Consider the following 24,437-nt stretch of genomic DNA (forward strand, 5'->3'; position numbering starts at 1 on the left):
GATAAAGGCGCTAACATCTCGTTTTACCATAGGAACAGCGGGGAAAATGACAACCGCACGTTAAGACGTGCCAACAAGAAGGAGATTCTCATGGTTGAAAAGCCTACGGATGATCGGCCTAACACCCCTCACGTCCCCAGTGAGGACGGTATTCCTGCTCCTAGTGGGGCTGCCAATCTGATCGACACTGACTATGTCATCGGTCAAGACAATATCAAGGGAGAGTTTTCGTTCTCGCTCGATATCCACGGCAAAGTATTCATCATTTCAGCCGCCACAATTTTACTGTTCGTCATTTTGACATTGGCACTGCAGAATGAAGTAGAACCCCTCTTCAGCGCTATCCGGAACTGGTTAACTAGCCACCTCGCCTGGCTCTTCATGAGCATTGCGAATGTTTTTGTGGTGCTGTGCATTGCGCTGATTTTCTCCCCGCTGGGGAAGGTGCGTTTGGGCGGCAGAGATGCGAAACCAGACCACTCCTACGTCGGATGGTTTTCAATGCTGTTTGCCGCGGGCATGGGCATTGGGTTGATGTTCTATGGCGTAGCCGAACCCATGTCGCATTACGCGGCGTCCATGGGAGGCGTGACAGTCGATGCGAGCGGAGTGCGTACGGACTGGGCGCCGTTGGGCGGTGCAGCAGGCGATATGAAAGCATCCGCCGACTTGGCAATGGCCGCTACGATCTTTCACTGGGGACTTCATCCCTGGGCGATCTATGCGATTGTGGCGTTGTCCCTGGCATTGTTTTCTTATAACAAGGGCTTACCGCTTTCGATACGCTCAATTTTCTATCCGTTACTGGGTGAGCGCGTTTGGGGGTGGCCAGGGCATATCATTGATATTCTCGCGGTATTCGCCACACTATTTGGGTTGGCGACTTCTCTGGGCATTGGCGCAGAGCAGGCTGCTGCGGGGATTGAATATCTCTTCGGGATACAATCGACGAATCTCAGCAAAGTCGTGCTGATCGTTGGCATCACCTTGATCGCGCTGTGGTCCGTCCTTTCCGGTTTGGACAAGGGCGTCAAAATGCTTTCCCAGATCAATATGGGACTCGCATTGCTCTTATTGGTGTTTATCATCGTAGTGGGGCCGACCCTGGCCATCTTCACAGGGTTCTTCAAGAACCTGGTGACGTATGTTGAATACCTGCCGGCGCTGTCAAATCCATTCGGCCGCACTGACACTCAATTCACCCAAGGCTGGACGGCCTTCTACTGGGCGTGGTGGATCAGTTGGTCGCCGTTTGTAGGGATGTTTATCGCGCGCGTCAGTCGTGGTCGAACGGTCAGAGAGTTTCTGATCTCGGTCTTGCTCGTCCCCTCAGTGGTGTCTGTGCTGTGGATGACAACGTTCGGCGGAACGGCCATTGACCAAGCGACCTTACAGGGCCTGACGGGCGTCAAGGATGCTGTGCTGGAACTGAAGTTGTTCGCCATGCTGGGGGAGTTGCCGCTTAAAGAGATCACCTCATTGCTGGGCATCGTTCTGGTCATTGTGTTTTTTATTACCTCCTCGGACTCAGGCTCTTTGGTAATCGACACGATCACCGCCGGTGGCAAGGTGGATGCGCCGGTGCCTCAACGTGTGTTCTGGGCGGTGATCGAGGGGGTGATTGCTATTGCTCTCCTGTTGGGCGGCGGTCTTGTAGCACTGCAGGCAATGGCAGTGTCCACAGGGTTGCCTTTCGCAATCGTTCTAATGCTGGGATGCATATCCCTCGTGAAAGGACTGATGTCTGAGCCTCGTTAGCAAATAGGGCTGGCGCTGTCAGCGCACGGCAAACACACCCGTGACGCCATCGCCTGCGCAGATGGCGTCAGCCTGAGTACCGCTAGCGAGTCAATGCCCATTTGCTCAAGGCGGAGGGTGACGGCAGACCCAACGCCCGAATGCATCTCAAGAGCGAGCTCCATCGGGCTAAGCGTAGGCCTCAGGAATGTCCGTCAGACAGCCGCAAGCGTTTCACTATCTAGCGGTGACTCAGTTCCATAATTCACCAATAGGCGTGGACGTTGAGTAATGAGTCGCTACCTGCGCCTGCAACAGTTCTGCGGTCGCCAGGGCATCGGTTAATGCATGGTGCGCGTGATAAGCCGGAAGGCCAAGGCGCGCTCGGCTATCCGCCAGCCTTATGGACTGTTGTGAGCGCCCCATCAGTCGGGCGAACCACCCGCGCTTTTGCCGGTGTAGTCGGGCTTCTAACTGCATCGTATCGATGACAGGGAACTCAAACCCCTCCCCTAAACACCTACGCACTGCCTGATCCAAAAAGGCTCGCTCAATGTTCCGATAATGGACGACCATCACCTTGCCTGCCATGGCCTCCAGCAACGGGGCCAGCACCTGCTCAAAGGTGGGCGCATCTGAAATTTCAGCATGGGTTATGTGATGAAACGTCACTGACTTTTCATTCAGCTCGGACGCTGGTTTTATTACCCAGTAAAGCGAGCTCCCACAATAAATGCGCTGCAGCGTGAACGGCATTAGCCCGATGCTCACAATGCTGTCAGCCTGTGCATCAAGGCCGGTGGTTTCCACGTCCATGGCCAGCAGTTGCACGCTGTCAATGGATGCCTGTGCCGAGACCGCGCCGGCTTGATAGAACTGTCGCAAGCGGCTGTTAACGGCATTGTCTGCCAGGGTCTCGAACCTGGAAGACCACTCCAGCATTTTATGATTGGGCTGCGCTTTCACGTGTTTCATGACGACAGGCGACCCTTTGACGGATAACGGAAGCGCAAGAAATTCTGGCCATTACTCAAGACCTGAAACGCCTCTTTGAGATTATGTCGCTCACTGTTGGAAAAGCGTTCCGGTTCCACGTAATTATTGAGCGCCGCTCCCTGCTCCAGTGCGTCAACCTGGTGTCGAATTCGCACCATCGACAGGAACTCCAGCGCGTATCGCAGTTGCTTTAATGCTTCAGGCGGAATGACGTTGCTGTTCGCGATGGCATCCATGCGATCAAATGAATTCTGCGCGGTACTGCCACACGCGAGCGCATGGATGCGGATCAGGTCCGTCAGCGGTGCGGTGCCTCGCCCCTTGAGGTTGATAATCCGTTTGTGCTGCCCGTCTGTCTCCACCACAAAGGTCCGGAAAAAGCCCAATGGCGGTGTCCGGTTAAGGGCAATTCGCGCCATGGCACTTAGAAAAACAGGATGTGCGCTGGATTTTCGAGCACACAGAACCTTCAGTTCCTGAACAAGCTCGAGCTCGCCAAACACGCCATCCAGATCGAAAAAAATACAACTATTGAGCAACGTCGTCGGGTTAGGCTTTTCGATCCACTGATCAAAATAACTTCGCCATACCTTCAACGGCTGACGCCACTGGTCGTTCGTCGCCATGATCCCGCCCTTGCAATAGCTGTAACCGCACGCGGCCAGGCCATCACTCACAAACGTCGCCAACGCTCGGAAGTAAGCATCGTGCTGGAGCGGATCGAAGCGGTCGTCGAGCACCAGGGCATTATCCTGGTCCGTCACCAACAACTGCTCATCACGCGCCATGGAACCCAGCACCATGAAGCAGTAAGGCACCGGAGGCGGCCCCAGTTTTTTCTCTGCGAGCTCCAGCAAACGCTGGGTAAAGGCTCGGCCAATACCCGAAATCGCGCTGCCAATCATGTGCGCCGTCGCGCCATCACGCACCATACGGATGTAGGTTCCGCGCAGGTCACGCAAAAGCGATTTCAGACCGTCGACCGAAGTCTGGTTAGAGATTCGGTTTACCAGGTACAAACTGCTGTGTGACTCGTAGCGGATGATATCCGACAGGTTGATCAGCCCGATCGGATGGCCATGATGGACCACCGGCAGATGGTGGATATTACGGCGCAACATCACCAGCATCGCTTCAAACACTGAGTCGTCTGCGCCTATCGCTACCGGCTCGGCCGTCATGATGTCTCGAGCAAACGTTTCGTCAGCGTTTCGGCCTGCCGCAACAACGCGGGTGCGAAGGTCCCTATCGGTCACAATCCCTTCTATTTCAGCCGCCTGTAAGCCCGCTGATGACATCACCAGAACGCAAGAAACGCTTTGCTCTGTCATGATTTTTGCGGCGTCGCCGACGCAGGTATCCGACGTGACCCACACCAAGGGCCGGGAGATAAGGCCTCGGCATTTGAGCTGAATAAGCTCACTGGCACGCCCCTGCGCCTCAACGGCAGTCTTGAGCCTGGAGTGCCCCTCAGCTTCAACGAAGTCGGCAAACGCATCATGCTGCGCGCACAGGTCGGCGAAGACGTCGGCGGGTATGTAATAAATCAGGCTATCTTCCAAGGCTCTGGCGGGAAAGCGCACCTTGTTACTGCGCAACAAACCGGCCTGACCGAAGAGGTCGCCTTCGACAAGTCGGTTGTAGAGTTCGCCATTGCGCCGGTAAATCTCCACCGCACCGCTACGTACATAGTGCAAGTCATGAATGATCGCACCCGCTTCAAGGATGTCACTGCCGGCCTTGAAATAACTCACTTCTACCCGCCGAGCGATGGCGTCTACCGATTCCTTTGGCAGCGTATCAAATGGAGCGAAACGATAGAGGTGGTCGCTAATCTCCTGTAACTCGATTTGCATGAAACCTCGAAATGCTGAAAAGAATTAAAGTTGCGAGCGCCCCGCATGGCAAAGGGCAGTCGTCTTTCTGTGTGGCCCACCACATCACATCCCGATACGAGGATCAAGCGCCACGTCTGATCTACGCTATGGGTTGCAACAACTGCTGCGCAACGGCTGGCCGTCATATTTGCAATACCGGCAGGCGCGGCATTCACTGAATGCACAGCACAGGCGGCGGTTATTTCTGAACGCTCAAAGGTATTTGCGATCAGCATTGCCGAGGGTTCTTTCCTCATCCTGCGTTTTTGGAGCCGGTCAATGCTGGACATTATTGCGATCTTCCTTTGCATCACAGCAGTACTCGCCTATCTCAATCGGCGTTACGTAGGCCTGCCATCCGCCATCGGTGTGATGGGCATTGCCTTGGGCCTGTCACTGTTGAATATGGCATCCGATGCGCTGGGTTTTCACGCCTTGCATACCCTTGAGCAATCTGAAGCTGTTTCACCACTTCCGGCGGGATGATCCACAACCGCTGCTCTAGATCAAACTGGTCGGGCGTCGACAAGCGCAGCTCGCCGCTACGTCCCCCCCGTTATCAGCAACAAGCGAAGACCTAGGCGTGTTTGGTTCGCATCACCGTAATCTCGAAGCGCGGCCAACAATGCAGGCAGCTCGTCCGTACGAAGAAAGGGATTGTGTGACAGGGGTCTGGGAGGCGCTACCACATCAAGGTCCGACGCGGGATTCTGGTCAAGCCCCTCCACCTTTACCAGGGCATAGCGGAACAATTGCTTAAACCAGGCCCGACATTTTTCCGCTGTCGTTAACGCTTTGCGTTGTTCGATTCCGCTCAGGAGGTGCATCAAGTCGTGGCGACTGATGTCGTAGATGGACCGCCGACCAAGCGTTGGCAGGATGTCTTTTTTGAGGATTCTCAAGATCTGCGAGAGCGTGCTCTGGCGCCCCTCCTTCAGGCTCAGCCCACGGAACGCAACACATTGATCAAACACCGCTTCAAGGTGTGCTCTGCGGCATGACGCACAGAGCGCCGCTGCTGTTTACGGTGCTCAGTAGTACCTGAAATACCAGATCTCTCCCCCACGGGCCGCCACGTTGAGCGCAAGCCCATCCGCGTCGCCGAGGGAGTAATCGTTGCCGGTGATTCTGGCTTGCCGAACGGTGGTATCCGAGAGTGCCATAGCGAGCTCCTGAGCAGAGTCCGGGCCAGATGCTCATCTCGCTATCCAAGCTGGTCCAGCAATAAACCGATTCAGTGAACGTCCGAATTCAAGACTCTCATTCTGGACTCAATTCAGGACTTAAAAACACTGGATGGTGCTGGATTCCAGTGGTTCCCGCCGGAACGAAAAAAGGACCCGAAGGTCCTTATTTCAATCGCTTACAGAATTCAGTGGAACTCTGCAGCGCAATGTTTGGAGCGGGAAACGAGACTCGAACTCGCGACCCCGACCTTGGCAAGGTCGTGCTCTACCAACTGAGCTATTCCCGCGTCTTGGTGGTGCGCATTCTATAGAATTATCAGAACCCGTCAACCCCTTGATTCAAAAAAGTTTTATTTCTTTTCCACAGTGGTGCGCAGGTGAGGCCAGGCGGCACGCAAATACTGGAGCATGGACCACAACGTCAGGCCGGCGGCGATCAGCAGCAAGGCGTATCCCGTGAGTACCCAGAAGGAGAAGTCCGACGGGTTCGCCAGCAGGATCACCAGCGCGAGCATTTGCGCAGCGGTTTTCCATTTGCCCATGTTGGAGACGGCCACGTGGGCGCGGGCGCCAATTTCCGCCATCCATTCGCGCAGGGCCGAGACGACGATCTCGCGGCCGATGATCACGGCGGCCGGTAGGGTCAGCCACAGGTTGCCATGCTCCTGCACCAGCAGGACCAGGGCGACCGCTACCATCAGTTTGTCGGCCACCGGGTCCAGGAACGCGCCGAATGGCGTGCTCTGCTCCAGACGGCGGGCCAAGTAGCCGTCGAGCCAGTCGGTTGCGGCGGCGAAGGCAAACACTGAACTGGAGGCGGCATAGCTCCATTCGTACGGCAAATAGAACAACAAAATGAAAATCGGGATAAGCAGGACGCGTAGAACGGTGATCAGATTAGGGATATTCATCGGCACAACTGGCTACGAGGTGAGAAGGCATTCTATTCGCTGTGCAGATTTGCATAAATCAACTCAGCGAGTTTTTTACTGATACCGGGTGCTTTGGCTATTTCGTCAATGCTGGCACGGGATAGCTCCTGCAAGCCACCAAAATGTTTAAGTAGGTCGCGACGACGGGTCGGACCAACGCCTGCCACCCCTTCCAGGGTTGAGGTTCGCCGGGTTTTACCGCGACGGGCGCGGTGGCCGGTAATGGCAAAGCGGTGGGCCTCGTCGCGGATCTGTTGAATCAGGTGCAGTGCAGGTGAGTCGCCCTTTAAAGTGAACTCATGGGCGGCATCATTCAAGTACAACGTCTCGAAACCGGCCTTGCGCGTGGCGCCCTTGGCCACGCCGAGCAGGATCAGGTCGGGCACCGCCAGCTCGTTAAGCACGTCACGGGCCATGGACAGCTGGCCCTTGCCGCCGTCCACCAGCAGGATATCCGGCAGCTTGCCCTCCCCGTCCTTCAATTTGCTAAAGCGCCGTGTGAGGGCCTGGTGCATGGCGGCGTAGTCATCGCCGGCGGTCACGCCTTCGATGTTGTAGCGCCGGTAATCGGATTTGATCGGCCCTTCTGGCCCGAACACCACGCAGGAGGCCACCGTGGCTTCACCGCTGGAGTGGCTGATGTCGTAGCACTCCAGACGCTGAGGTGGCTCGTCCAGGTTGAGGACTTCGGCCAAGGCGTCGAAGCGTGCAGCCACGTGCTGTCGATTCGCCAGACGCGCGCTCAGGGCCTGTTCGGCATTCGTCACCGCCAGTTGCTGCCAGCGGGCACGGGTGCCGCGTACGCGGTGGCTGATGTCCAGCTCGCGGCCGCGCAGCTCGTGGATGGCCTCGATCAGCGTGGGGAAGTCTTCGTGCACCACGTTGACGATCAGCTCAGAGGGCAAGTCGCGCTCGGGGCTGCTGACATAGTACTGGCCCAGAAAGGCCGCCATGACTTCAGCCACCTCCTCATCGATGCCCGTCTGTGGGAAGAAGTTCTTGCTGCCCAGCACCCGGCCGCCACGCACGCTGATCAGGTGCACACAGGCGCCGCCCGGGTTGACGAACGCGGCGATCACATCGACATCGCCGGTACCGCCTTCCATGCTCTGCTGGTCCTGTACGCGGCGCAGCAGGGAGATCTGGTCACGCAACTCGGCGGCCCGCTCAAAATCCAAGGTGCTGGCGGCCTGCTCCATGGCGCCGGAGAGTTCGTCGGTGAGCGCATTGCTGCGCCCTTCGAGGAACATCACCGAATGGCGCACATCCTCGGCGTACTCCGCCGGTTCAACCAGGCCCACGCACGGCGCCTTGCAGCGCTTGATCTGGTATTGCAGGCACGGGCGCGTACGGTTCTTGTAGAAGCTGTCTTCGCACTGGCGCACAAAAAAGGTCTTTTGCAGCAGGCTCAAACTCTCCCGGATCGCGCCGGCACTGGGATAAGGCCCGAAATACTTGCCTTTCTGCTTCTTCGCGCCACGGTGAATGCTCAGGCGCGGGAAGTTGCCATCGGATAAAAACACGTAAGGGTAGGATTTATCGTCGCGCAGCAGGATGTTATACGGCGGTCGCCATTCCTTGATCAGCGTCTGCTCAAGCAGCAGCGCCTCGGTTTCATTGGCGGTGATGGTGGTTTCGACTTGGGCGATACGCACCACCAGCGCGGCCGTTTTCGGCGCCAGGCCGGTCTTGCGAAAGTAGCTCGCCAGACGGTTCTTCAGGTTCTTGGCTTTGCCCACGTAAAGCAGGCGTGCCTCGCTGTCGAACATGCGGTACACGCCGGGGCGGCCACTGCAGGTTGAGAGAAAGGCACTCGGATCAAACGGTGTGGTCATGTCAGGCGCTGGCGTCCACCATGCCGTGGCGCACCGCGAGCAGGGTCAATTCAACATCACTGCTGATGGCGAGCTTCTCGAAAATGCGATAGCGGTAGGTGTTCACGGTTTTTGGCGACAGGCACAGCTTGTCGGAGATCGTCTGTACCTTCTGGCAACCGACGATCATCAAGGCGATCTGGATTTCCCGCTCCGACAGCGCATCAAACGGCGAGTCACTGGTGGGCTGGAACGACTTGATAGCCAACTGCTGGGCAATCTGCGGGCTGATATAACGCTGGCCGGCAAACACCAGGCGAATGGCTTGCACCATCTCCGCCAGGCCTGCGCCCTTGGTCAGGTAACCCGCCGCCCCGGCCTGCAACAAGCGCGTGGGAAACGGGTCTTCCTCGCACACGGTCACCACCACGACTTTAATGTCCGGATGGCTGCGCAGTAATTTGGTAGTGGCACCAAGACCGCCGATCCCAGGCATCTTGACGTCCATCAAAACCACATCGGGTTTCAACTCCCGGGCCTTGATCAGGGATTCCTCCCCCGACTCGGCCTGACCGACTACTTGCAGGCCATCGATGTCAGCCAGCATTCGTGTAATGCCTGTACGAACGAGATCATGGTCATCGACTACTAGCACCCTAATCAAGCAGACACCTCGCGATATGGTCTTATAGGTTGCTGAACACCTTAGCAAAAAACCAAGGCGCAGACCTAGCTGCAAGCGTCATATATATAGAGTTTGCGCACGCTATCGGTGCCTGGCTTGCGCCAGACAGCCGATTTTACTGAGCAAAAGGTCAGCTTTGCGTGAGAGCCAACTTGTATTTTCCGTTCTGCGACACGGAGTGTTCCGCCAGTGTGGAGGTCAATCGGCGGATAGCGTCCTGATCTTCCTTGAACATCGCCCGGTAGTTTTCCAGGATTTTCTCTTCAAGCTGGCTCAGGTTTTCCAGCTGGATCGGCGTTGGGCTTCCCGTCAGTACATATAAAACATCTACACCACGCTGGGCCACGCGTGACAAGTAGTCCGCCTTGGGTGCGCGGCCACCGCTCTCATACTTGCCTTGGGCGTTTGCTTCAACGCCGCCGATTTCACCAAAAACTTTCTGTGACAGGCCAAGACGTTCTCTTTCCTGCCTTAAGCGCGAACCGATTCCACTCATTTGGATGTATGATCCTGTCTGGCACACCCCAAGAGGTGACACACTCATCTCGTTTTTAAACAAACTTGAACGGTTTTGAACTATGCCCGGTATTCGCACTGCTGCACAAGCCAAGGCTTGGTTGGACCATCAAGGAAAGTCAGTTCAAGCGTTCGCTCGTGAGCACGGCGTCGATCCCGCCACGACGTATCAAGTGCTCGCTGGGCGTAAAAAGGGACGGCGCGGGGAAGCCCATAAGGTGGCAGTCCTGCTGGGCATGAAAGAAGGGATTATCGTGGATGAGCCTGTTGCTCAACACCGCGACGCGCAAGCGGTTACCTGACGGCAGTATGCGCTTATTCATACAGCGTGCCTGTTTTAGTCCGATGGGGTTGCGTGACACTCGCGCTCCATGCGCCAGAAGCAACCTTCCTCCCCAACGATGCTCAAACCCTGGCGCTGATACAGCCTTCTCGCCGGATTAGTCTTGAACACGGTCAAGCGTAAAAGGCCCAGCCCCTGCGCGCGCGCCTTGATGACCATCTGCTCCAGTACCCAACTGCCTGCGCCTTGCTTACGGCAGCTTTCCAGCAGGTGCAACTCGCGAATATAGAGCGCCTCGCTGTCGCGGTTCACGCTGACAAACCCCATCACGCTCTCATCCTTGCAGATCAGCCAACTTTCCCGTCCCGCCCAGCCGGCGTCGAAGCCTCGGTCAGACCAGAACAACCCGTACTGCTGGTAATAACGGCCCATGGCCTCGAGGGTCAGCGTTCGCGCAAATGGCAGATCCTCGCTTGTCGCTGCGCGCAGGTGGAATGTCATTTACAACGCCACCACGTGGCCAGCCCAATGCCCGCCATCGCGGCGGGCAATGACTAACGCGTCGCCGATACCCGGCGCGGCGGCAAGTAAACCGCCGTCGGCAGCCCAAATGGCGCTGCGCCCCGCGCAGGCCCAGCCACCCGATGGGCCGCCATGATTGGCCATCAGCACCAGCAAGCCGTGCTCGGCGGCATAGCCTTGAAGCAGCGCACTGTCGGTGGCGTAACCGCCCTCGCTGATCAGCACACCGGCCGCGTACACATTGGCGCCCGCTTCAACCGCCTGACGCGGATGGCTGGCGTGGGAAAAGTCGGCACAGACTGCCAGCGCGATGCGGTTATCCCCGTATTCGAGGGCTGCGCCGCCCTGCCCCGCGATAAACGCCGCGTCTTCGCCCGGGTGCAAATGCTGCTTGGTATAGACCGCCAGCGAACCGTCCGCGCCCAACACCAGTGCGCCGATCAACACGCCCGTCTGCGGCGCCAAACGAATCGGCATCCCCACCACTGCCGTCAGCCGCAGCGCCCGCGCCATGTCGCGCAGGGGGGCGAGCAGTGCATCCTCGGGGGCAATCGCCAACCCGGCCGCCAGCGTCGGCTCATAGCCGGTCAGCGACAGTTCTGGAAACACCAGCAACTGCACGCCGTGCTCCGCCGCCGCGTGCATAAACGCCAGGTGCCGCAGGATATTGGCCGGCACGTCGCCGGCGACGGAAGTGGTTTGAGCAGCAGCAAGGGTCAAGGCAGTCATGGTCGCGTCCCAGCAATCATTATCTAAGTGTTACCAGCATATCGGCACTCGCCCCATAGCCGTAAGTACCTCACGCGATAGAAATTACTGATTGAACCCACCCGTGTGCCTCTAGTAAGCTCCGCCCATCATTTGGAGAAATACCATGTTGCCACTCACCCCCACTCAGGTTTGCCCTGCTGCCAGCGCCTCGCGCTCGGTGTCGGCTACCCGCGTGAACGGTTCGAGCGCACTGGTCAGCTTTTATTTTGGGTATTGGTTTAGCCACTGGCGCGCCTGATACCTGAAATCGGCGCCCACTACTCAAGGGGTCGCCTACCAGAGAAATCTAACCCCCGGTCGGCTCCCCGACCGGGGGTTTTGTTTTTTCAGGCCTTAATCATTTTGCTTCACACCGACTACTAAAAGGACTCACGACATGAACTACGCCACCTATTACCGTTACGACACTTGCACTGCATGGCGATTTAGCAAGCTCCGTTCGGGACAGCCTGCCGCCTCCGATCGGTCACCTATTGGTGGCAAGCCAACACACGCAGCCAATACGGCCAATTGTCGAACACCCCAGTAGGGCAGAGCGTGCGGGAACAGCCCGCCGCTTGCCCAGGAAGCCTTGAATATGAACTCCTCCGTCGCCGCTTTGCCTGTTTGCACCCTTGCCAGCGCCAATGAAGCCCTGACCCAGCGCCTGCCCAGCTCCCTTGAGCTCAAGCACCAGTTGCCCCTCAGCCCGTTCCTCAACGAACAGATCCACGCTCATCGCCAAGCCGTGCACGCCATTCTCAAGGGTGAAGATTCACGCTTGTTGGTGATTGTCGGCCCGTGCTCGATCCACGACCCGGAATCGGCCATGGAATACGCGCGCAACCTGAAGAAGCTGGCGCTGGAAGTCAGCGACCAGATGCTGCTGGTGATCCGCGCCTACGTTGAAAAACCACGCACCACCATCGGTTGGAAAGGCCTGGCCTACGACCCGCACCTGGATGGCAGCGATGACATGGCCGCAGGCCTCACGCTGTCGCGCGAGCTGATGCGCGAAATGCTGCGCCTGGGGCTGCCGGTCGCCACTGAGCTGCTGCAACCCATGGCCGCCGGCTACTTCGATGACCTGCTCAGTTGGGTCGCCATCGGCGCACGCACCACCGAGTCGCAGATCCACCGCGAAATGGCCAGCGGCCTGGGCATGCCCGTCGGCTTCAAGAACGGCACCGACGGCGGCGTGGCGATTGCCTGTGACGCGATGCGCTCGGCCTCGCACCCGCACCGCCACTTCGGCGTCGACAGCCAGGGCCACCCGGCGATCATCCAGACCCCGGGCAACCCCGACACGCACCTGGTGCTGCGCGGCGGTCACCGTGGGCCGAACTACGATGCGCAAAGCGTGGCGCAGGTGAAGCACGATTTGGCCAAGTCCAAAGTCGCGCCACGGATCATGGTCGATTGCAGCCACGCCAACAGCGGCAAGGACCCATTGCGTCAACCGGCCGTGTTCAACAACGTGCTGGAACAACGCCTGCAAGGCGACACCTCGCTGATCGGCATGATGCTCGAAAGTCATCTGTTCGAAGGTTGCCAGCCGCTGAGCGCGTCGATGAAATACGGCGTGTCGGTGACAGATGGCTGTCTGGGCTGGGACGGTACCGAGCAGCTGCTGCGCAGCGCGGCCGAGCGGTTGCGGGAACACCGCAGCGCTAACTGACTGCTTGAGATCAAATGTGGGAGCGCGCTTGTCGGATCGCCGCACCGCTGCGATGGCATCAACTCGGCGTACTTGATGGACCGAGGTGTCTGCATCGCAGCGGTGCGGCGATCCGACAAGCCAACTCCCACAGAAAAGCCGAGCACTGCGGTGCTGGCAGCTGAACTCGGTCAAAATTGTGAGAGCGGGCTTGCTCGCGAATGCGGTGGGTCAGTCAGCTTATTTGCAACTGAACCACCGCATTCGCGAGCAAGCCCGCTCCCACAGTTGGATCTCGGTACATCAGCTAGATGTGGTGATGCTCTGCTTTTGCTTCTACCACCTTGATCTGAGGCGCCCCGTTAACCACGATGGCCGAACGCAGGCTTGAATCCGCGGCTAACCCGGCAGGACGCCGGGTTAGCCGCGATGGGCCAAGGATGGCCCATGGCGGCGGCCCACGGATTCAAGCCTTCGTTCTGGCATGCCGAGCCTAGGCGAGGCGCCGAGTGGTGGGGCAAGAGCCCTTTTGGTTACTTTTGGCTGGGCCGGCATTCCGGGCTCTTTTCCAAAAGTGACCCGCCGTAAGGGCGGAACCAATAGCCGCCGTTACCGCAGCAACGGATATGCACTCAGAAGCGCAAGCCCAAAGACCGCCATCACAGGCAAGCCCCCCCCACACCTGAACATCACCGGACTCAGGAAGGCGGATACAACGCCTCATCAAACTGCTCCAACCTCGGAAACACCAAGGGCTGCTCCTCCGCCAGCCCTTGTAACCGCCCCCCGTACCCCAGCAAAAAATCGCGCCGGGCTTGATCACTGATATACGGCACATGCCACGCCACAAACGGCGCCAGCACTTCATACCCGACATACGCCAGCGTACCGCGCAGAATCGGCCGCAACATGTCCTCCAACGGCCCATGAATCGCGCCCTCGCCGAACATGTGCTCACGCCCGCCCAAGGTCACCGTAACCAACGCGCGCTTGCCCGCCAGCCCGCCCTGATCGTAGAAACGCTTGCCGCCGTAACACACGCCCGACACCAGCACCCGGTCGATCCAGCCCTTAAGCATCGCCGGCGCCGAGAACCAGAAAATCGGGAAGTTGAGGATCAGCAAATCGGCCCACAGCAACTTGTCCAACTCGCCCTGGATATCCGCCGCAATCGACTGCTTCTTCACACCCAGCCGCTGCTCCAGGGCATACACCAGATAGTCGGGATTCTCCCGCGTGGAAAAATCCGCCGCCGACGCCACTGGGTTCCACTGCATGGCGTACAAATCGCTGACTTGCACTTCGTGCCCCTGCCCTTGCAACGTGGCGATAGCCTGGTCGCGCAAGGCGGCGGTAAACGACTGCGGCTCAGGGTGAGCGTGAACAATCAAAACCTTCATGTGAACTCCTCAAACAGTGGGCGCGGCCCGTTGGGCCAGCAAGTGATCGAGCCAGTCCGGGTCCATTTCCGGCTCCGATGAAAACAGCAGGCCGGTGTAATCCTGGTACGGCGGGGTAAAAATCGCGCTGCGGCTGCCCTGGTCGACCACCCTGCCCCGCTGCATCACCACCACCTCATCGGCAATCGCGCGCACGGTGGCGACGTCGTGGGTGATAAACAGGTAGGCCACGCCCAGTTGCTGCTGGAGGCGGTTGAGCAACTTCAGCACGCCTTCGGCCACCAGTTGATCGAGGGCCGAGGTGACTTCGTCGCAGATGATCAACTGCGGGTCGGCCGCCAGCGCGCGGGCGATGCAGATGCGCTGCTTCTGCCCGCCAGACAACTCGCGAGGTTGGCGCTCCATGAAAACCGCCGGGTCCAGCTCGATCATCTCCAGCAATTCGGCAACCCGCGCGCGCATCGCCTTACCCTTGAGGCCCAGGTAAAACGTCAGCGGCCGGCCGATGATGTCGACGATGCGCTGGCGCGGGTTCAGCGCCGTGTCGGGGATCTGGTAGATCATCTGGATGCGCCGCAACTGCTCCTTGCTGCGCCGTCGAAAGTCCACTGGCAGCGCTTCGCCGTCATACAACACCTGCCCCGCCGTCGCCGGCAACAACCCGGTAATCAGGCGCGCGGTAGAGCTTTTGCCGCTGCCGGATTCGCCAATCACCGCCAGGGTTTGGCCGCGATACAGCTGCATCGACACGTCATGCAGCACCGGTTGATGCCCATAACTGGCACACACTTGGCGCACTTCCAGCAGCGGCACGTCCTGGGTCGGGCACGCCTTGGGCTCAGTACGGAAGCTACGCACCGCCCACAGCGATTTGGTGTAGTCCTGCTGCGGCTGGCTGAGCATGCTGCGGGTGTCAGCCTCTTCGACCCGCTTGCCGTGGCGCAGCACCATGATGCGGTCGGCCATCTGCGCGACCACCGCCAAATCGTGGCTGATATACAGCGCGGCGCTGCCGAAGGTTTTCACCGCGTCGCGAATGGCTGCCAGCACTTCAATCTGGGTGGTCACGTCGAGGGCGGTGGTGGGCTCATCGAAGATGATCAGGTCCGGGTGACAGGCCATCGTCATCGCCGTCATCACTCGCTGTAATTGCCCGCCTGAAACTTGATGGGGATAGCGTTGGCCAATGGTTTCGGGATTGGGCAGGCGCAGCACGCGGTACAACTCCACCGCTTCGCGCTCGGCCTGGGCGCGGCTGATACCGCCGTTGATCACCGCCGTTTCCACATGCTGGTCGATCAGCCGATGCGCCGGGTTGAAGGACGCCGCCGCGCTTTGCGCCACATAGGCAATGCGCAGGCCACGCAATTTACGCAGGGCCTCGGGCTTGGCCTGCAACAACTGAATGCCGTCAAAACACACCGAGCCCCCGACAATGCGGCAGCCATCGCGCGCATAGCCCATCGCCGCCAGGCCGAGGGTGGATTTACCCGCGCCCGACTCGCCGATCAGCCCCAGCACCTCGCCGCGCTGCAAGGTCAGGTCGATGCCCTTGATCAGCGGGTGCCAGGCGTCTTCGTAATGCCCTTCGACCTGCAGGTTGCGGATTTCCAGCAAGGGCTTGTCCATCCTCAACACTCCTTCAGGCCGCTGGATTTATGCAGCATCCAGTCGACGACAAAATTCACGCTGACCGTAATCAACGCCACCGCCAGCGCCGGCAGCAACGGGCTGATATCGCCGAAGGTGATCAACACCGCGTTGTCGCGCACCATGCTGCCCCAGTCGGCGGTGGGCGGTTGAATGCCCAGGCCCAGGAACGACAATGCGCTGATAAACAGGAACACAAAGCAGAAACGTAGGCCAAATTCAGCAATCAACGGCGCGGCAGCGTTGGGCAGTACTTCACGGCTGACCAACCACCACAAACCTTCGCCACGCAAGCGCGCCGCCTCGACAAAGTCCTGCACCACCACGGTCATCGCCACGGCGCGGGACAGGCGAAACACCCGCGTCGAATCCAGCAGCGCAATCACCAATACCAATGAGGTGGCGTTGGTGCCCACCACGCTGAGGATCAGCAGGGCAAAAATCAGCTGCGGGATCGCCATCAGAATATCCACCACCCGCGACAAACCCTGGTCGATCCAGCCGCCCTTGATTGCCGCGACCAAGCCGCTCAAGCCGCCGAGCAGAAACGCCAGCGTGGTGGTCAGGAAAGCGATCCCCAGCGTGTTGCGTGCGCCGTACACCAGGCGACTGAACATATCGCGGCCCAGGTTATCGGTGCCCAACAAAAACTGGCTGCTCCAAGGCGCGAAACCTTCGCCCACCACCTGGGTTTCGCCATACGGCGCCAGCAGCGGCGCGAACAGCGCCACCGCGATGTACAACACAATGATCAGCAGGCCGAACTTGGCGCTCAACGGCGCCTTGGCCACGTGGCTCAACAGGCTCATGGTCTACCCCTTGGGATGCATCAGGCGTGGGTTGCTGGCGATGGACAGCACGTCCGCGGTGGTATTGAGCAGGATGTAAGTGGCGGCAAAAATCAGGCTGCACGCCTGCACCACCGGGATGTCACGCTTGGACACCGAGTCCACCAACAATTGCCCCAGCCCTGGATAGACAAACACCACTTCAACCACCACCACGCCCACCACCAGGTACGCCAGGTTCAGTGCAACCACGTTGACAATCGGCGCCAGCGCATTGGGTAACGCGTGCCGCCAGATAATCCGCGACTGGCTGATGCCCTTGAGCCGGGCCATCTCGATGTAGGGGCTGGCCAGCAGGTTGATCAGCGAGGCGCGAGTCATGCGCATCATCTGCGCGATCACCACCAGGCTCAGCGTCGCGACCGGCAATACCGAGCGCACAAGGACCGTGCCGAACGACGCATCCGGCGCCAGGTTGGACAGGCTGGGAAACCAGCCGAGCTTCACCGAAAACACCAGGATCAGCAGGTAGGCAACAAAGAACTCCGGGAACGACACGGCGCTCAAGGCCGTGGTGTTGAGCAGGCGATCAAACCAGCTGTTGCGGTACAACGCCGCGAGCATGCCCAGCACCAGCGCGGTGGGCACTGAAACCAGTGCCGCCAGCGCAGCCAGGCTCAGCGTATTGCCCAACCGCGCACCGATCAGCTCGGCGATAGGCCGCTGGTTGGCCAGTGAAGCGCCCAGGTCGCCGTGCAGCAGGCGCAGCAGCCATTGCGCAAAGCGCGTGAGCGGCGGCAAATCCAGGCCCAGCTGCGCGCGAAACGCCGCCACGGTTTCCGGCGTGGCCGACTGGCCGAGCATGGCCTGGGCGATATCGCCCGGCAGCATGCCCACGGCGAGGAAGATGATCACCGAGACCGCGAGCAACGACAACACGCCGAGGGCCAGACGTTGGAGGATTAGTTTGAGCAGACTATTCATGGACGATTCTCATGCGGTGGATACGCTCCTTGAGACTGCACTTATCTGATGTGGGAGCTGGCTTGCCTGCGATGGCGGCCTGGAGATCTGCCGTGATGGGACGGGCCTCATCGCAGGCAAGCCAGCGCCCACATTGGATGTTCATTGGCTGGGCGATCTCTAGGCCTGCCACCACCGCTCGATCAACCGCAACCCATCCAACTCACCATACGGCGCCGTCAGCGGCCCATGGTTGACGCGGTTCGAACGCGCCGCCACGGAGCTGGCAAACAACGGCACAATCGCGCCGCCATCGTCCCGGCACAGCGCCTGCATTTCGTTGTACATCTCTTGGCGCAGCGGCGCGTTCATCTCGCCACGGGCGGCGGTGAGCAGTTGGTTGAAGCGTGCGTTGTCCCAATGGGTTTCGTTCCAGGCCGCGCCTTTGGCGTAGCCGATGCTGAACATTCGGTCGGCCGTCAGGCTGCTGTACCAGAACGAGGTGGTGAACGGCTGCTTCATCCACACATTGGAGAAGTAGCCGTCGGCCGGTTCGCGCACCACGTCGATGTCGATACCGGCCTGGCGAGCCTGTTCCTTGAACAGTACCGAGGCGTCCACCGCGCCGGTGTAGGCGGCGTCGGAGGCTTGCAGGCGCACCTTGAGCGACTCCACCCCTGCCTTGCGCAGGTAGAAGCGCGACTTGTCCGGGTCGTAGCTGCGCTGCTCCAGCGCGGCGTTGATAAAGCGGCTGCCCGGCTGGATCGGGTGGTCGTTGCCCACCAGGCCATAGCCGTACAGCACCGACGCCAGCAGGGTTTCGCGATTGACGGCGTGCTTCATCGCCATGCGAATGTCGTTGTTCTTGAATTCGTTGCTGTCGCACAGCATCGGGAAGGTGTAGTGCTGGGCGCCCTTGGTTTCTTCAATCACCAAGCCTGGATTGCGCTTGAGCAAGGCCACGGTTTTCAGGTCGACTTTGTTGATCACATCGACTTGCCCGGTGACCAGCGCATTGACCCGCGCGGCGCCATCGGCGATGGCGAGCAACTCGGCACTGGCAAAGTGCGCGCGGCCGGGTTTCCAGTAATCGGGGTTGCGCTCCAGGTCCATGCGCACGCCGGGTTCGAAGCTTTTCAGGCGATAGCCACTGGTGCCCACGCCGGCCTGCCAATCGGCGGCGCCGTCTTTGGCGGGCATGATCACCAAATGATAATCGGCGACCACATAGGCAAAATCCGCATTGCCTGAATGCAGCTCGAACACCACCGCATCATTGCCCTTGGCGCTGACGCTGGCGACATCGCCGAGCACGGTCTTGGCCGCTGAGGTGGAGTCCTTGCTCAGGTGGTGATTGATCGACACCACCACGTCATCAGCCGTCAGGCTTTTGCCGTTGTGGAACGTCACGCCCTGGCGCAGATGAAAGGTCCACACGCGCGCGTCCGGGGTGGATTCAAAGCGTTCGGCCAGTTCGGGGATCGCGCTGCCGTCCACGGCGATTTCCGTCAGCGTGTTGTACACCGCCGAGAAGCCGACGAAGGTGAAGGTGTCGACCCAGGAACCTGGGTCGCGTGAGTCGGTGGTGCTGCCGCCGGCCAGGCCCAGGCGCAGCACGCCACCCGGCTTGGGCGCCGCGTCTGCGGCGAAAGCGTGCATAGGCAAGCCCATGGAAAACGCTGCCGCCACCGCGCCGGCCACGGCGCTGTGTTTGAGGAAGTCCCGTCGGTGCATCGCTTGAGTCATTTTGTTGTTGTTTTCGCTCATGGTCTTGCTCCTCTAAAGATCAACAGGCACAGGCATGTTTCAGCTCGATCAAGGTCACGCCATTGCGTTTGAAGCCGTTGCGCAAGTCCGTCTGCAATTCATCCAGGTTCTTTGGCTGGTTCACGGTGCACCCGAACGCCTGGGCCAACAGCGCGAAGTCCGGGTTGCGCGGCAGCACGCCGATAGGCTCGATGTCCAGGCTGAGCATGTCGTCGCGGATCTGGCCGAGGGCGTCGTTGTTCCACAGCAGCACCACCAACGGGCTGTCCAGCTCCTCCACGGCGGTGGCCAGTTCCTGGGCGGTGTAGAGGAACCCGCCGTCGCCCACCAGCACCAGGCCCGGGCGCTGCGGTGCGCCGAACTTGGCGCCAATGCCGGCGGGCAGGCCGTAACCCAAGGTGCCGTAGCCGGTGGGGTGCAGCCAGCTGCGCGGGGCGCGGCTTGGGTAGGCGTAGTTGCCGGTGTAGGCCAGCTGGGTCATGTCGCTGCTGATGAAGGCGTTGGCCGGCAGTTCGGCCTGGATGCGGTCGAGAATGGCTTGGTGGATCGACTGCAATGGGCCGTGCCCCTGCTCAACGGCCTGCAGCAGCGCGGCGACTTTTTCGCTCGCGGCTTCAGGGTTGCGCGGCGTCGTTGGCAAGCGTGCAAGCAACGCCAGCACGGTGTGAACGGCATCACCGTGCAGCGCCACCGTGCAGGGGTAAAAATCATTGAATTTGCGTGGGTCGATATCCACTCGCAGCAGTTCGCCGTTAATCGGCAGGCGCTCGCGCCAATAATCGGTGTCGGCCATTTCCGTCCCCACCGCCAGCACCACATCTGCCTCGCTGATCAACTGCCAGCCGGGCTCGACGCAGAGGGTTGCACCGGCGTTCAGCGGGTCATCCATCGCCAGTAAACCCTTGCCCGCGACGCTGGTGAAAAACGGCGCCGCCAGTTGCCTGCTCAAACACTGCAAGGCCTCCCCCGCCGCCAGCGCACCACCGCCGGCAATGATCATCGGGCGCTTGGCCGAGGCGAGTTTCGCCGCCGCCTGATCCAGCACCTCGGCCGCTGGCAAACCACGCCCAGCACCGCGTACCACTTCATTACTCCAGTCCCTTTCGATCGGTGCCGCCAACACATCCAGCGGCACCGAAATATGCACCGGCCGTGGCCGCTCGCTGTCGAACACCGCGTAGGCACGGGCGACCAGCTCGGGTAAATCCTCGGTACTTAAGGCCACGGCCGAAAACGCAGTGATGGGCGCAGTGATCGAGCGCTGATCCTGAGTCTCATGCAGGATGCCCCAACCCATTCCGAGGCTGGCAATGTGGTTGACACTGGAGATCACCAGCATCGGGATCGAGTCGGCATACGCCTGGCCAATGGCGGTGGCGGCGTTGGTCACACCGGGGCCGGTGATCACAAAGCACACGCCCGGTTTGCCGCTGACCCGCGCATAGCCGTCGGCCATAAACCCGGCGCCCTGTTCGTGGCGTGTGAGCACATGGCGAATGCCGCTGCCGGGCAAGCCGCGATACAGCTCCAGGGTATGCACGCCGGGAATGCCGAACACCGTGTCGACCCCATAGTTAGCCAGTAAGCGCACCAAGGCCTGGCCGCCCGTCATCGTTTTATCCTGCATAACCCTCTCCTAAACGAATCAACGCATCGACCGCCGTGGCGCCGCGGGCATTGACCAACAATGGGTTCACATCCAGTTCCAGCAACTGCTCAGCGTTGGCGCACGCGTAGTCGGCCACGGCGCGGATCGCCGCGACCAAGGCGTCCATATCCGCCACTTCACGCCCGCGAAAGCCTTGCAGCAAGGCGGCGCTGCGCAGGCTGAGCAAGGCGTTGCGAATCGCACCGTCGGTGGTGGGTAGCAACAGGCTGCGGCTGTCCTTGAGCAATTCCACGAGGATGCCGCCAGCGCCCATCACCAACGCCAGGCCGAAGTCGTTCTCACGCTTGATGCCCACGATCAACTCGGCCAAAGGTGGCGCCGCCATGGACTCCAGCAACAATTGATCGAAGACCACACCCGGCGCGTGCACCGCAATTTTGCGCCGCATTTGCTCGAGCGCGGCCGTCAGGGCGAAGCCATCTTGCAGGTTCAACGCGACGGCACCGGCTTCGGTTTTATGCGGCAAGTCGGCGCTGACAGCCTTGAGCACTAACGGGTAGCCCAACAGCTTGGCATCCGCAATCGCCCGCCCCGGCGTACTCAAGACGCCGGCTGGGGTGCTCAGGCCAAAGGCGCGCAAGGCTTGTTTGGACGCCCACTCATCCAGAGCCTGGGCTTGGCCCCCAAGGGTCTTGGGGCAGAACGGCTCAAGGACCGACTCGCCGCGCTCGAGCAATACGCGACGATTGTTTTGGTAATCGGCAATCCGCCCCCACGCCGCCAGCGCATCCTCCACGCCTTGCAGCGCGGCAATGCCGTGGGCGTGCAGATGTTCGCGGGCGTGGCGCGGCAGTAACTCGGGAAAGGCCGAGGTGACAAAGCCGGTCTTGCCATGGCGGCTGAGTGCGCTGCAGAACAGCTCCAGCAGCACGTCGCATTCCTTGCGCTCGCCGGTAAATTCAGCCGGGTAATCGAGCACCAGCATGGCCGCGTCCGCGTCAGTGCGCAGGGCCGTGTCGAGCATGCGGTTGAGCGCTTCGCGGTCGCCCCAGATGGCGGTGGTGAAGTCGAGCGGGTTGACCAAGTTGGCGTAGCTGGGCAGCACCTGCGCCAGCTCGCCGCGCTGGTCTTCACCCAGCTTTGGCAGGGCCAGACGGTTGCGCTCGGCGTAGTCAGCAATCAGCCCCGCGTCACCACCGGAGCAGGCCAACGCCATGAGGCGATTGCCCGCCGGCAGATTGCCGCACGCGGCCGCTTTCAGGGTTTCGACAAAACTCACCGGGCCGCTGACGCGGATTACCCCCAAGCGCGCAAACAGGCTGTCGTAGAGCGCATCGGAGCCCGAGAGCGAACTGGTGTGACTCAACGCCAGCTCGGCACCGATCTGCGACACGCCGGTTTTCAGCGCGATGATCGGGATGCCCTTTTCCAAAGCCTTGTGCGCCGCGCGAGCAAACCCCGGCACATTCTTCAGGCCTTCCAAGTGCAGGCCGATGGCGGTGACGCGCGGCTCATCGAGCAACACATCCATCAATTCGGCAACGCCCAGTTGCGCCTGGTTGCCCACCGACGCCATGTAGGCCACCGGCAACGAGCGGTCGCTCATCGACAGGTTGTAGGCGAAGTTGCCGCTCTGGGTCAGCACTGCCACGCCCTTCTCCACCGCTTTGCCGCCGTGGGCCACCGGCCATAGCGCCGAACTGTGAAGGTAATCGAGCAGGCCGTAGCAGTTGGGGCCGAGCAACGCCATGTCGCCTGCCGCCTTCAGTAACTGCTGTTGCAAAGCCGCGCCGCCAGCACCGGTTTCGGCAAACCCCGAGGCGTAGCAAATTGCGCCGCCGGTGCCGATGGCGGCGAGTTCCGCCACGCAGGTCAGCGTCAGCTCACGGTTGGTGGCGATAAACACCGCATCCGGGCCGCACGGTAAATCGGCGATGCGGCGCACACACGGGATACCGTCGAGGCTGTCGTGCTGCGGGTTGACCAGCCACAGTTGCCCGGTAAAACCGCCGTCGGCGCAGCGCTTGAGCGCGCGTGCCATGCTGCGCCCGCCGACGAAGGCCAAGTGCCGGGGCGCCAGCAGGCGTTTGAGGTTGTCGCGAATAGCCTGGGACATAAGCGTTCTCCGCGCCGATCAGCGCAACAGCGGCCGCAACAGTTCACGGGCAATGATGTGGCGCTGGATTTCCGAGGTGCCTTCCCAGATCCGCTCGATCCGTGCGTTACGCCAGATGCGCTCCACTGGCCCCTCGTCCATCAAGCCCATGCCACCGAAAATCTGCACGGCTTCATCGGCGACTTTGCCCAGGGTTTCACTGGCAAACAGCTTGGCCATGCCAGCCTCGCCGTCGGTCATGCTGCCTTGGTCCATCTTCCAAGCGGTGTGCAGGGTCAGCAGTTCGGCCGCGCGAATCTGCGTGGCCATGTCGGCCAGTTTGAAGCTCACGCCTTGGTAGGTACCGATGGGCTGGCCAAATTGCTTGCGGTCTGCCGCCCATTGCAGTGACACATCCAACGCGCGCTGGGCCTGGCCGACGCAGTTGGCGGCGACCATCACGCGCCCGGCGGTGAGCCAGGCGTTAGCGACATCCCAGCCTTTGCCGACCTCGCCGAGCACCTTGGACGCGGGCACGCGACAGTCGTCGAAGAACATTTCATAGGTGTGATAGCCACGGTTGCTCACGCACTTGGGGCCACGGCGGATCGTCATGCCGGGCGTGCCCCGATCAACCAGAAACGAGGTCACCGCGTTGCGCTGGCGGCCGTTGTGTTCATAGGTGTCGGTCACGGCAAAGACGATGGCAAAATCAGCGTGGCCGGCATGGCTGATGAAGTGCTTGCTGCCATTGATCACGAAGTCATCGCCGCTGCGCACGGCGCGGGTCTTGATGGCGTTGGCGTCAGAACCGGCGCCCGGTTCGGTCAGGGCGAAACAGTCGATTTTCTGGCCCTGCACGCAGGGCAACAGGTAGTCGTCAATCTGTGCGCCGGTGCAGGCCATTAGGATTTTTGACGGTCGCGCGACGAACACGTGCAGTGCCCACGAGACCTTGGACAACTCCCGTTCGATCAGCGCCTGGGACAGGTAATCCAGGCCACCACCGCCGACTTCTTCGGGCATGTTGAAGGCATAGAAACCGGCGGCAATCGCCTTGTCGCGAATCTGTGCGGCAAGCTCGGGCGACACCTCATCGGCGCGGTCCACCGCCGCTTCATGGGGCAGCAATTCCTTGGCGACAAAACTGCGTACCGCGTCCACCAACATGTCTTGTTCTTGGCTGAGTTGGAAATTCATGGCGCTACC

Annotated in this window: 20 protein-coding genes, 1 tRNA gene and 1 pseudogene; 4 read left to right on the forward strand and 18 right to left on the reverse strand. The window is 60.3% G+C overall.

The genetic code is table 11. The features are described 5' to 3' along the window. Positions 1–90 precede the first annotated feature (90 nt). Positions 91–1,758 (forward strand): BCCT family transporter, encoded by a 1,668-nt coding sequence (locus tag ACI77I_RS07590; RefSeq protein WP_406997247.1) that lies wholly within the window; start codon positions 91–93, stop codon positions 1,756–1,758. A 231-nt stretch (positions 1,759–1,989) separates the two neighbouring features. Here ACI77I_RS07590 and ACI77I_RS07595 read toward each other — a convergent pair whose 3' ends face one another. Together ACI77I_RS07595 and ACI77I_RS07600 are read right to left on the reverse strand one after the other, a co-directional pair. Then, the gene (locus tag ACI77I_RS07595) at positions 1,990–2,712 is read right to left on the reverse strand and encodes a 3'-5' exonuclease (protein WP_406997248.1); all 723 of its coding nucleotides are present in this window, start codon (positions 2,710–2,712) and stop codon (positions 1,990–1,992) included. Next, entirely contained in the window at positions 2,709–4,589 is a 1,881-nt protein-coding gene (locus ACI77I_RS07600; protein ID WP_406997249.1) for a DUF294 nucleotidyltransferase-like domain-containing protein, read from the reverse strand. The genes ACI77I_RS07595 and ACI77I_RS07600 overlap by 4 nt, the downstream gene beginning before the upstream one ends. A 300-nt stretch (positions 4,590–4,889) precedes the next feature. Here ACI77I_RS07600 and ACI77I_RS07605 point away from each other — a divergent pair, with 300 nt between their 5' ends. Further along, the gene (locus ACI77I_RS07605) at positions 4,890–5,096 is read left to right on the forward strand and encodes a hypothetical protein (protein ID WP_406997292.1); all 207 of its coding nucleotides are present in this window, start codon (positions 4,890–4,892) and stop codon (positions 5,094–5,096) included. Here ACI77I_RS07605 and ACI77I_RS07610 read toward each other — a convergent pair. From ACI77I_RS07610 to ACI77I_RS07635, 6 genes and pseudogenes are all read right to left on the reverse strand, one after another. After that, positions 5,011–5,773 (reverse strand): annotated as a pseudogene (locus ACI77I_RS07610) (tyrosine-type recombinase/integrase); the annotation flags it as partial. The gene ACI77I_RS07605 and the pseudogene ACI77I_RS07610 sit on opposite strands and share 86 nt — an antisense overlap. Before the next feature lie 235 nt (positions 5,774–6,008). After that, positions 6,009–6,084 (reverse strand) — tRNA-Gly (locus ACI77I_RS07615). A gap of 63 nt (positions 6,085–6,147) precedes the next feature. Then, a complete protein-coding gene (pgsA, locus tag ACI77I_RS07620; RefSeq protein WP_003232771.1) occupies positions 6,148–6,708 on the reverse strand; it encodes a CDP-diacylglycerol--glycerol-3-phosphate 3-phosphatidyltransferase in 561 nt (186 codons plus the stop codon). Positions 6,709–6,740: 32 nt separating this feature from the next. After that, complete coding sequence (uvrC, locus tag ACI77I_RS07625) at positions 6,741–8,564, reverse strand: excinuclease ABC subunit UvrC (RefSeq protein WP_406997250.1); 1,824 nt, start codon at positions 8,562–8,564, stop codon at positions 6,741–6,743. A 1-nt stretch (position 8,565) separates the two neighbouring features. Then, complete coding sequence (gene uvrY / locus ACI77I_RS07630; RefSeq protein WP_003190387.1) at positions 8,566–9,207, reverse strand: UvrY/SirA/GacA family response regulator transcription factor; 642 nt, start codon at positions 9,205–9,207, stop codon at positions 8,566–8,568. A gap of 151 nt (positions 9,208–9,358) precedes the next feature. Next, positions 9,359–9,724, reverse strand: a complete 366-nt coding sequence (locus ACI77I_RS07635; protein WP_094953694.1) for a helix-turn-helix domain-containing protein — start codon at positions 9,722–9,724, stop codon at positions 9,359–9,361. Positions 9,725–9,806: 82 nt separating this feature from the next. On the opposite strand from ACI77I_RS07635, the gene ACI77I_RS07640 reads away from it, so the two are divergent. Then, positions 9,807–10,046, forward strand: a complete 240-nt coding sequence (locus tag ACI77I_RS07640; RefSeq protein WP_094953693.1) for a DNA-binding protein — start codon at positions 9,807–9,809, stop codon at positions 10,044–10,046. 35 nt (positions 10,047–10,081) lie between these two features. Here ACI77I_RS07640 and ACI77I_RS07645 read toward each other — a convergent pair whose 3' ends face one another. Together ACI77I_RS07645 and ACI77I_RS07650 are read right to left on the reverse strand one after the other, a co-directional pair. Beyond that, a complete protein-coding gene (locus ACI77I_RS07645) occupies positions 10,082–10,528 on the reverse strand; it encodes a GNAT family N-acetyltransferase (protein WP_406997251.1) in 447 nt (148 codons plus the stop codon). Beyond that, entirely contained in the window at positions 10,529–11,278 is a 750-nt protein-coding gene (locus ACI77I_RS07650; protein WP_406997252.1) for a carbon-nitrogen hydrolase family protein, read from the reverse strand. It abuts the gene before it with no gap. A gap of 619 nt (positions 11,279–11,897) precedes the next feature. Between ACI77I_RS07650 and ACI77I_RS07655 the strand changes: the two genes are divergently transcribed. Beyond that, positions 11,898–12,977 (forward strand): 3-deoxy-7-phosphoheptulonate synthase, encoded by a 1,080-nt coding sequence (locus tag ACI77I_RS07655; protein WP_406997253.1) that lies wholly within the window; start codon positions 11,898–11,900, stop codon positions 12,975–12,977. Between the two features lie 677 nt (positions 12,978–13,654). Here ACI77I_RS07655 and ACI77I_RS07660 read toward each other — a convergent pair. From ACI77I_RS07660 to ACI77I_RS07695, 8 genes are all read right to left on the reverse strand, one after another. Next, positions 13,655–14,356, reverse strand: a complete 702-nt coding sequence (locus ACI77I_RS07660; RefSeq protein WP_406997254.1) for an NAD(P)H-dependent oxidoreductase — start codon at positions 14,354–14,356, stop codon at positions 13,655–13,657. A gap of 9 nt (positions 14,357–14,365) precedes the next feature. Beyond that, entirely contained in the window at positions 14,366–15,985 is a 1,620-nt protein-coding gene (locus tag ACI77I_RS07665) for an ABC transporter ATP-binding protein (protein WP_406997255.1), read from the reverse strand. 2 nt (positions 15,986–15,987) lie between these two features. Then, positions 15,988–16,815, reverse strand: coding sequence for an ABC transporter permease (locus tag ACI77I_RS07670; protein WP_406997256.1), 828 nt, complete (start codon positions 16,813–16,815; stop codon positions 15,988–15,990). 3 nt (positions 16,816–16,818) lie between these two features. Beyond that, positions 16,819–17,778, reverse strand: coding sequence for an ABC transporter permease (locus ACI77I_RS07675; protein ID WP_263274865.1), 960 nt, complete (start codon positions 17,776–17,778; stop codon positions 16,819–16,821). A 159-nt stretch (positions 17,779–17,937) separates the two neighbouring features. Then, entirely contained in the window at positions 17,938–19,524 is a 1,587-nt protein-coding gene (locus tag ACI77I_RS07680) for an ABC transporter substrate-binding protein (protein WP_406997257.1), read from the reverse strand. Positions 19,525–19,543: 19 nt separating this feature from the next. Beyond that, a complete protein-coding gene (locus tag ACI77I_RS07685; protein WP_094952818.1) occupies positions 19,544–21,151 on the reverse strand; it encodes a 5-guanidino-2-oxopentanoate decarboxylase in 1,608 nt (535 codons plus the stop codon). Next, the gene (locus tag ACI77I_RS07690) at positions 21,141–23,249 is read right to left on the reverse strand and encodes an acetate--CoA ligase family protein (protein ID WP_406997258.1); all 2,109 of its coding nucleotides are present in this window, start codon (positions 23,247–23,249) and stop codon (positions 21,141–21,143) included. The genes ACI77I_RS07685 and ACI77I_RS07690 overlap by 11 nt, the downstream gene beginning before the upstream one ends. An 18-nt stretch (positions 23,250–23,267) precedes the next feature. Then, positions 23,268–24,428 (reverse strand): acyl-CoA dehydrogenase family protein, encoded by a 1,161-nt coding sequence (locus ACI77I_RS07695; protein WP_406997259.1) that lies wholly within the window; start codon positions 24,426–24,428, stop codon positions 23,268–23,270. Between the last annotated feature and the right edge of the window lie 9 nt (positions 24,429–24,437).

It is taken from the genome of Pseudomonas sp. D47 (genome assembly GCF_045447305.1).
In the GTDB taxonomy this organism is placed as follows: Bacteria; Pseudomonadota; Gammaproteobacteria; order Pseudomonadales; family Pseudomonadaceae; genus Aquipseudomonas.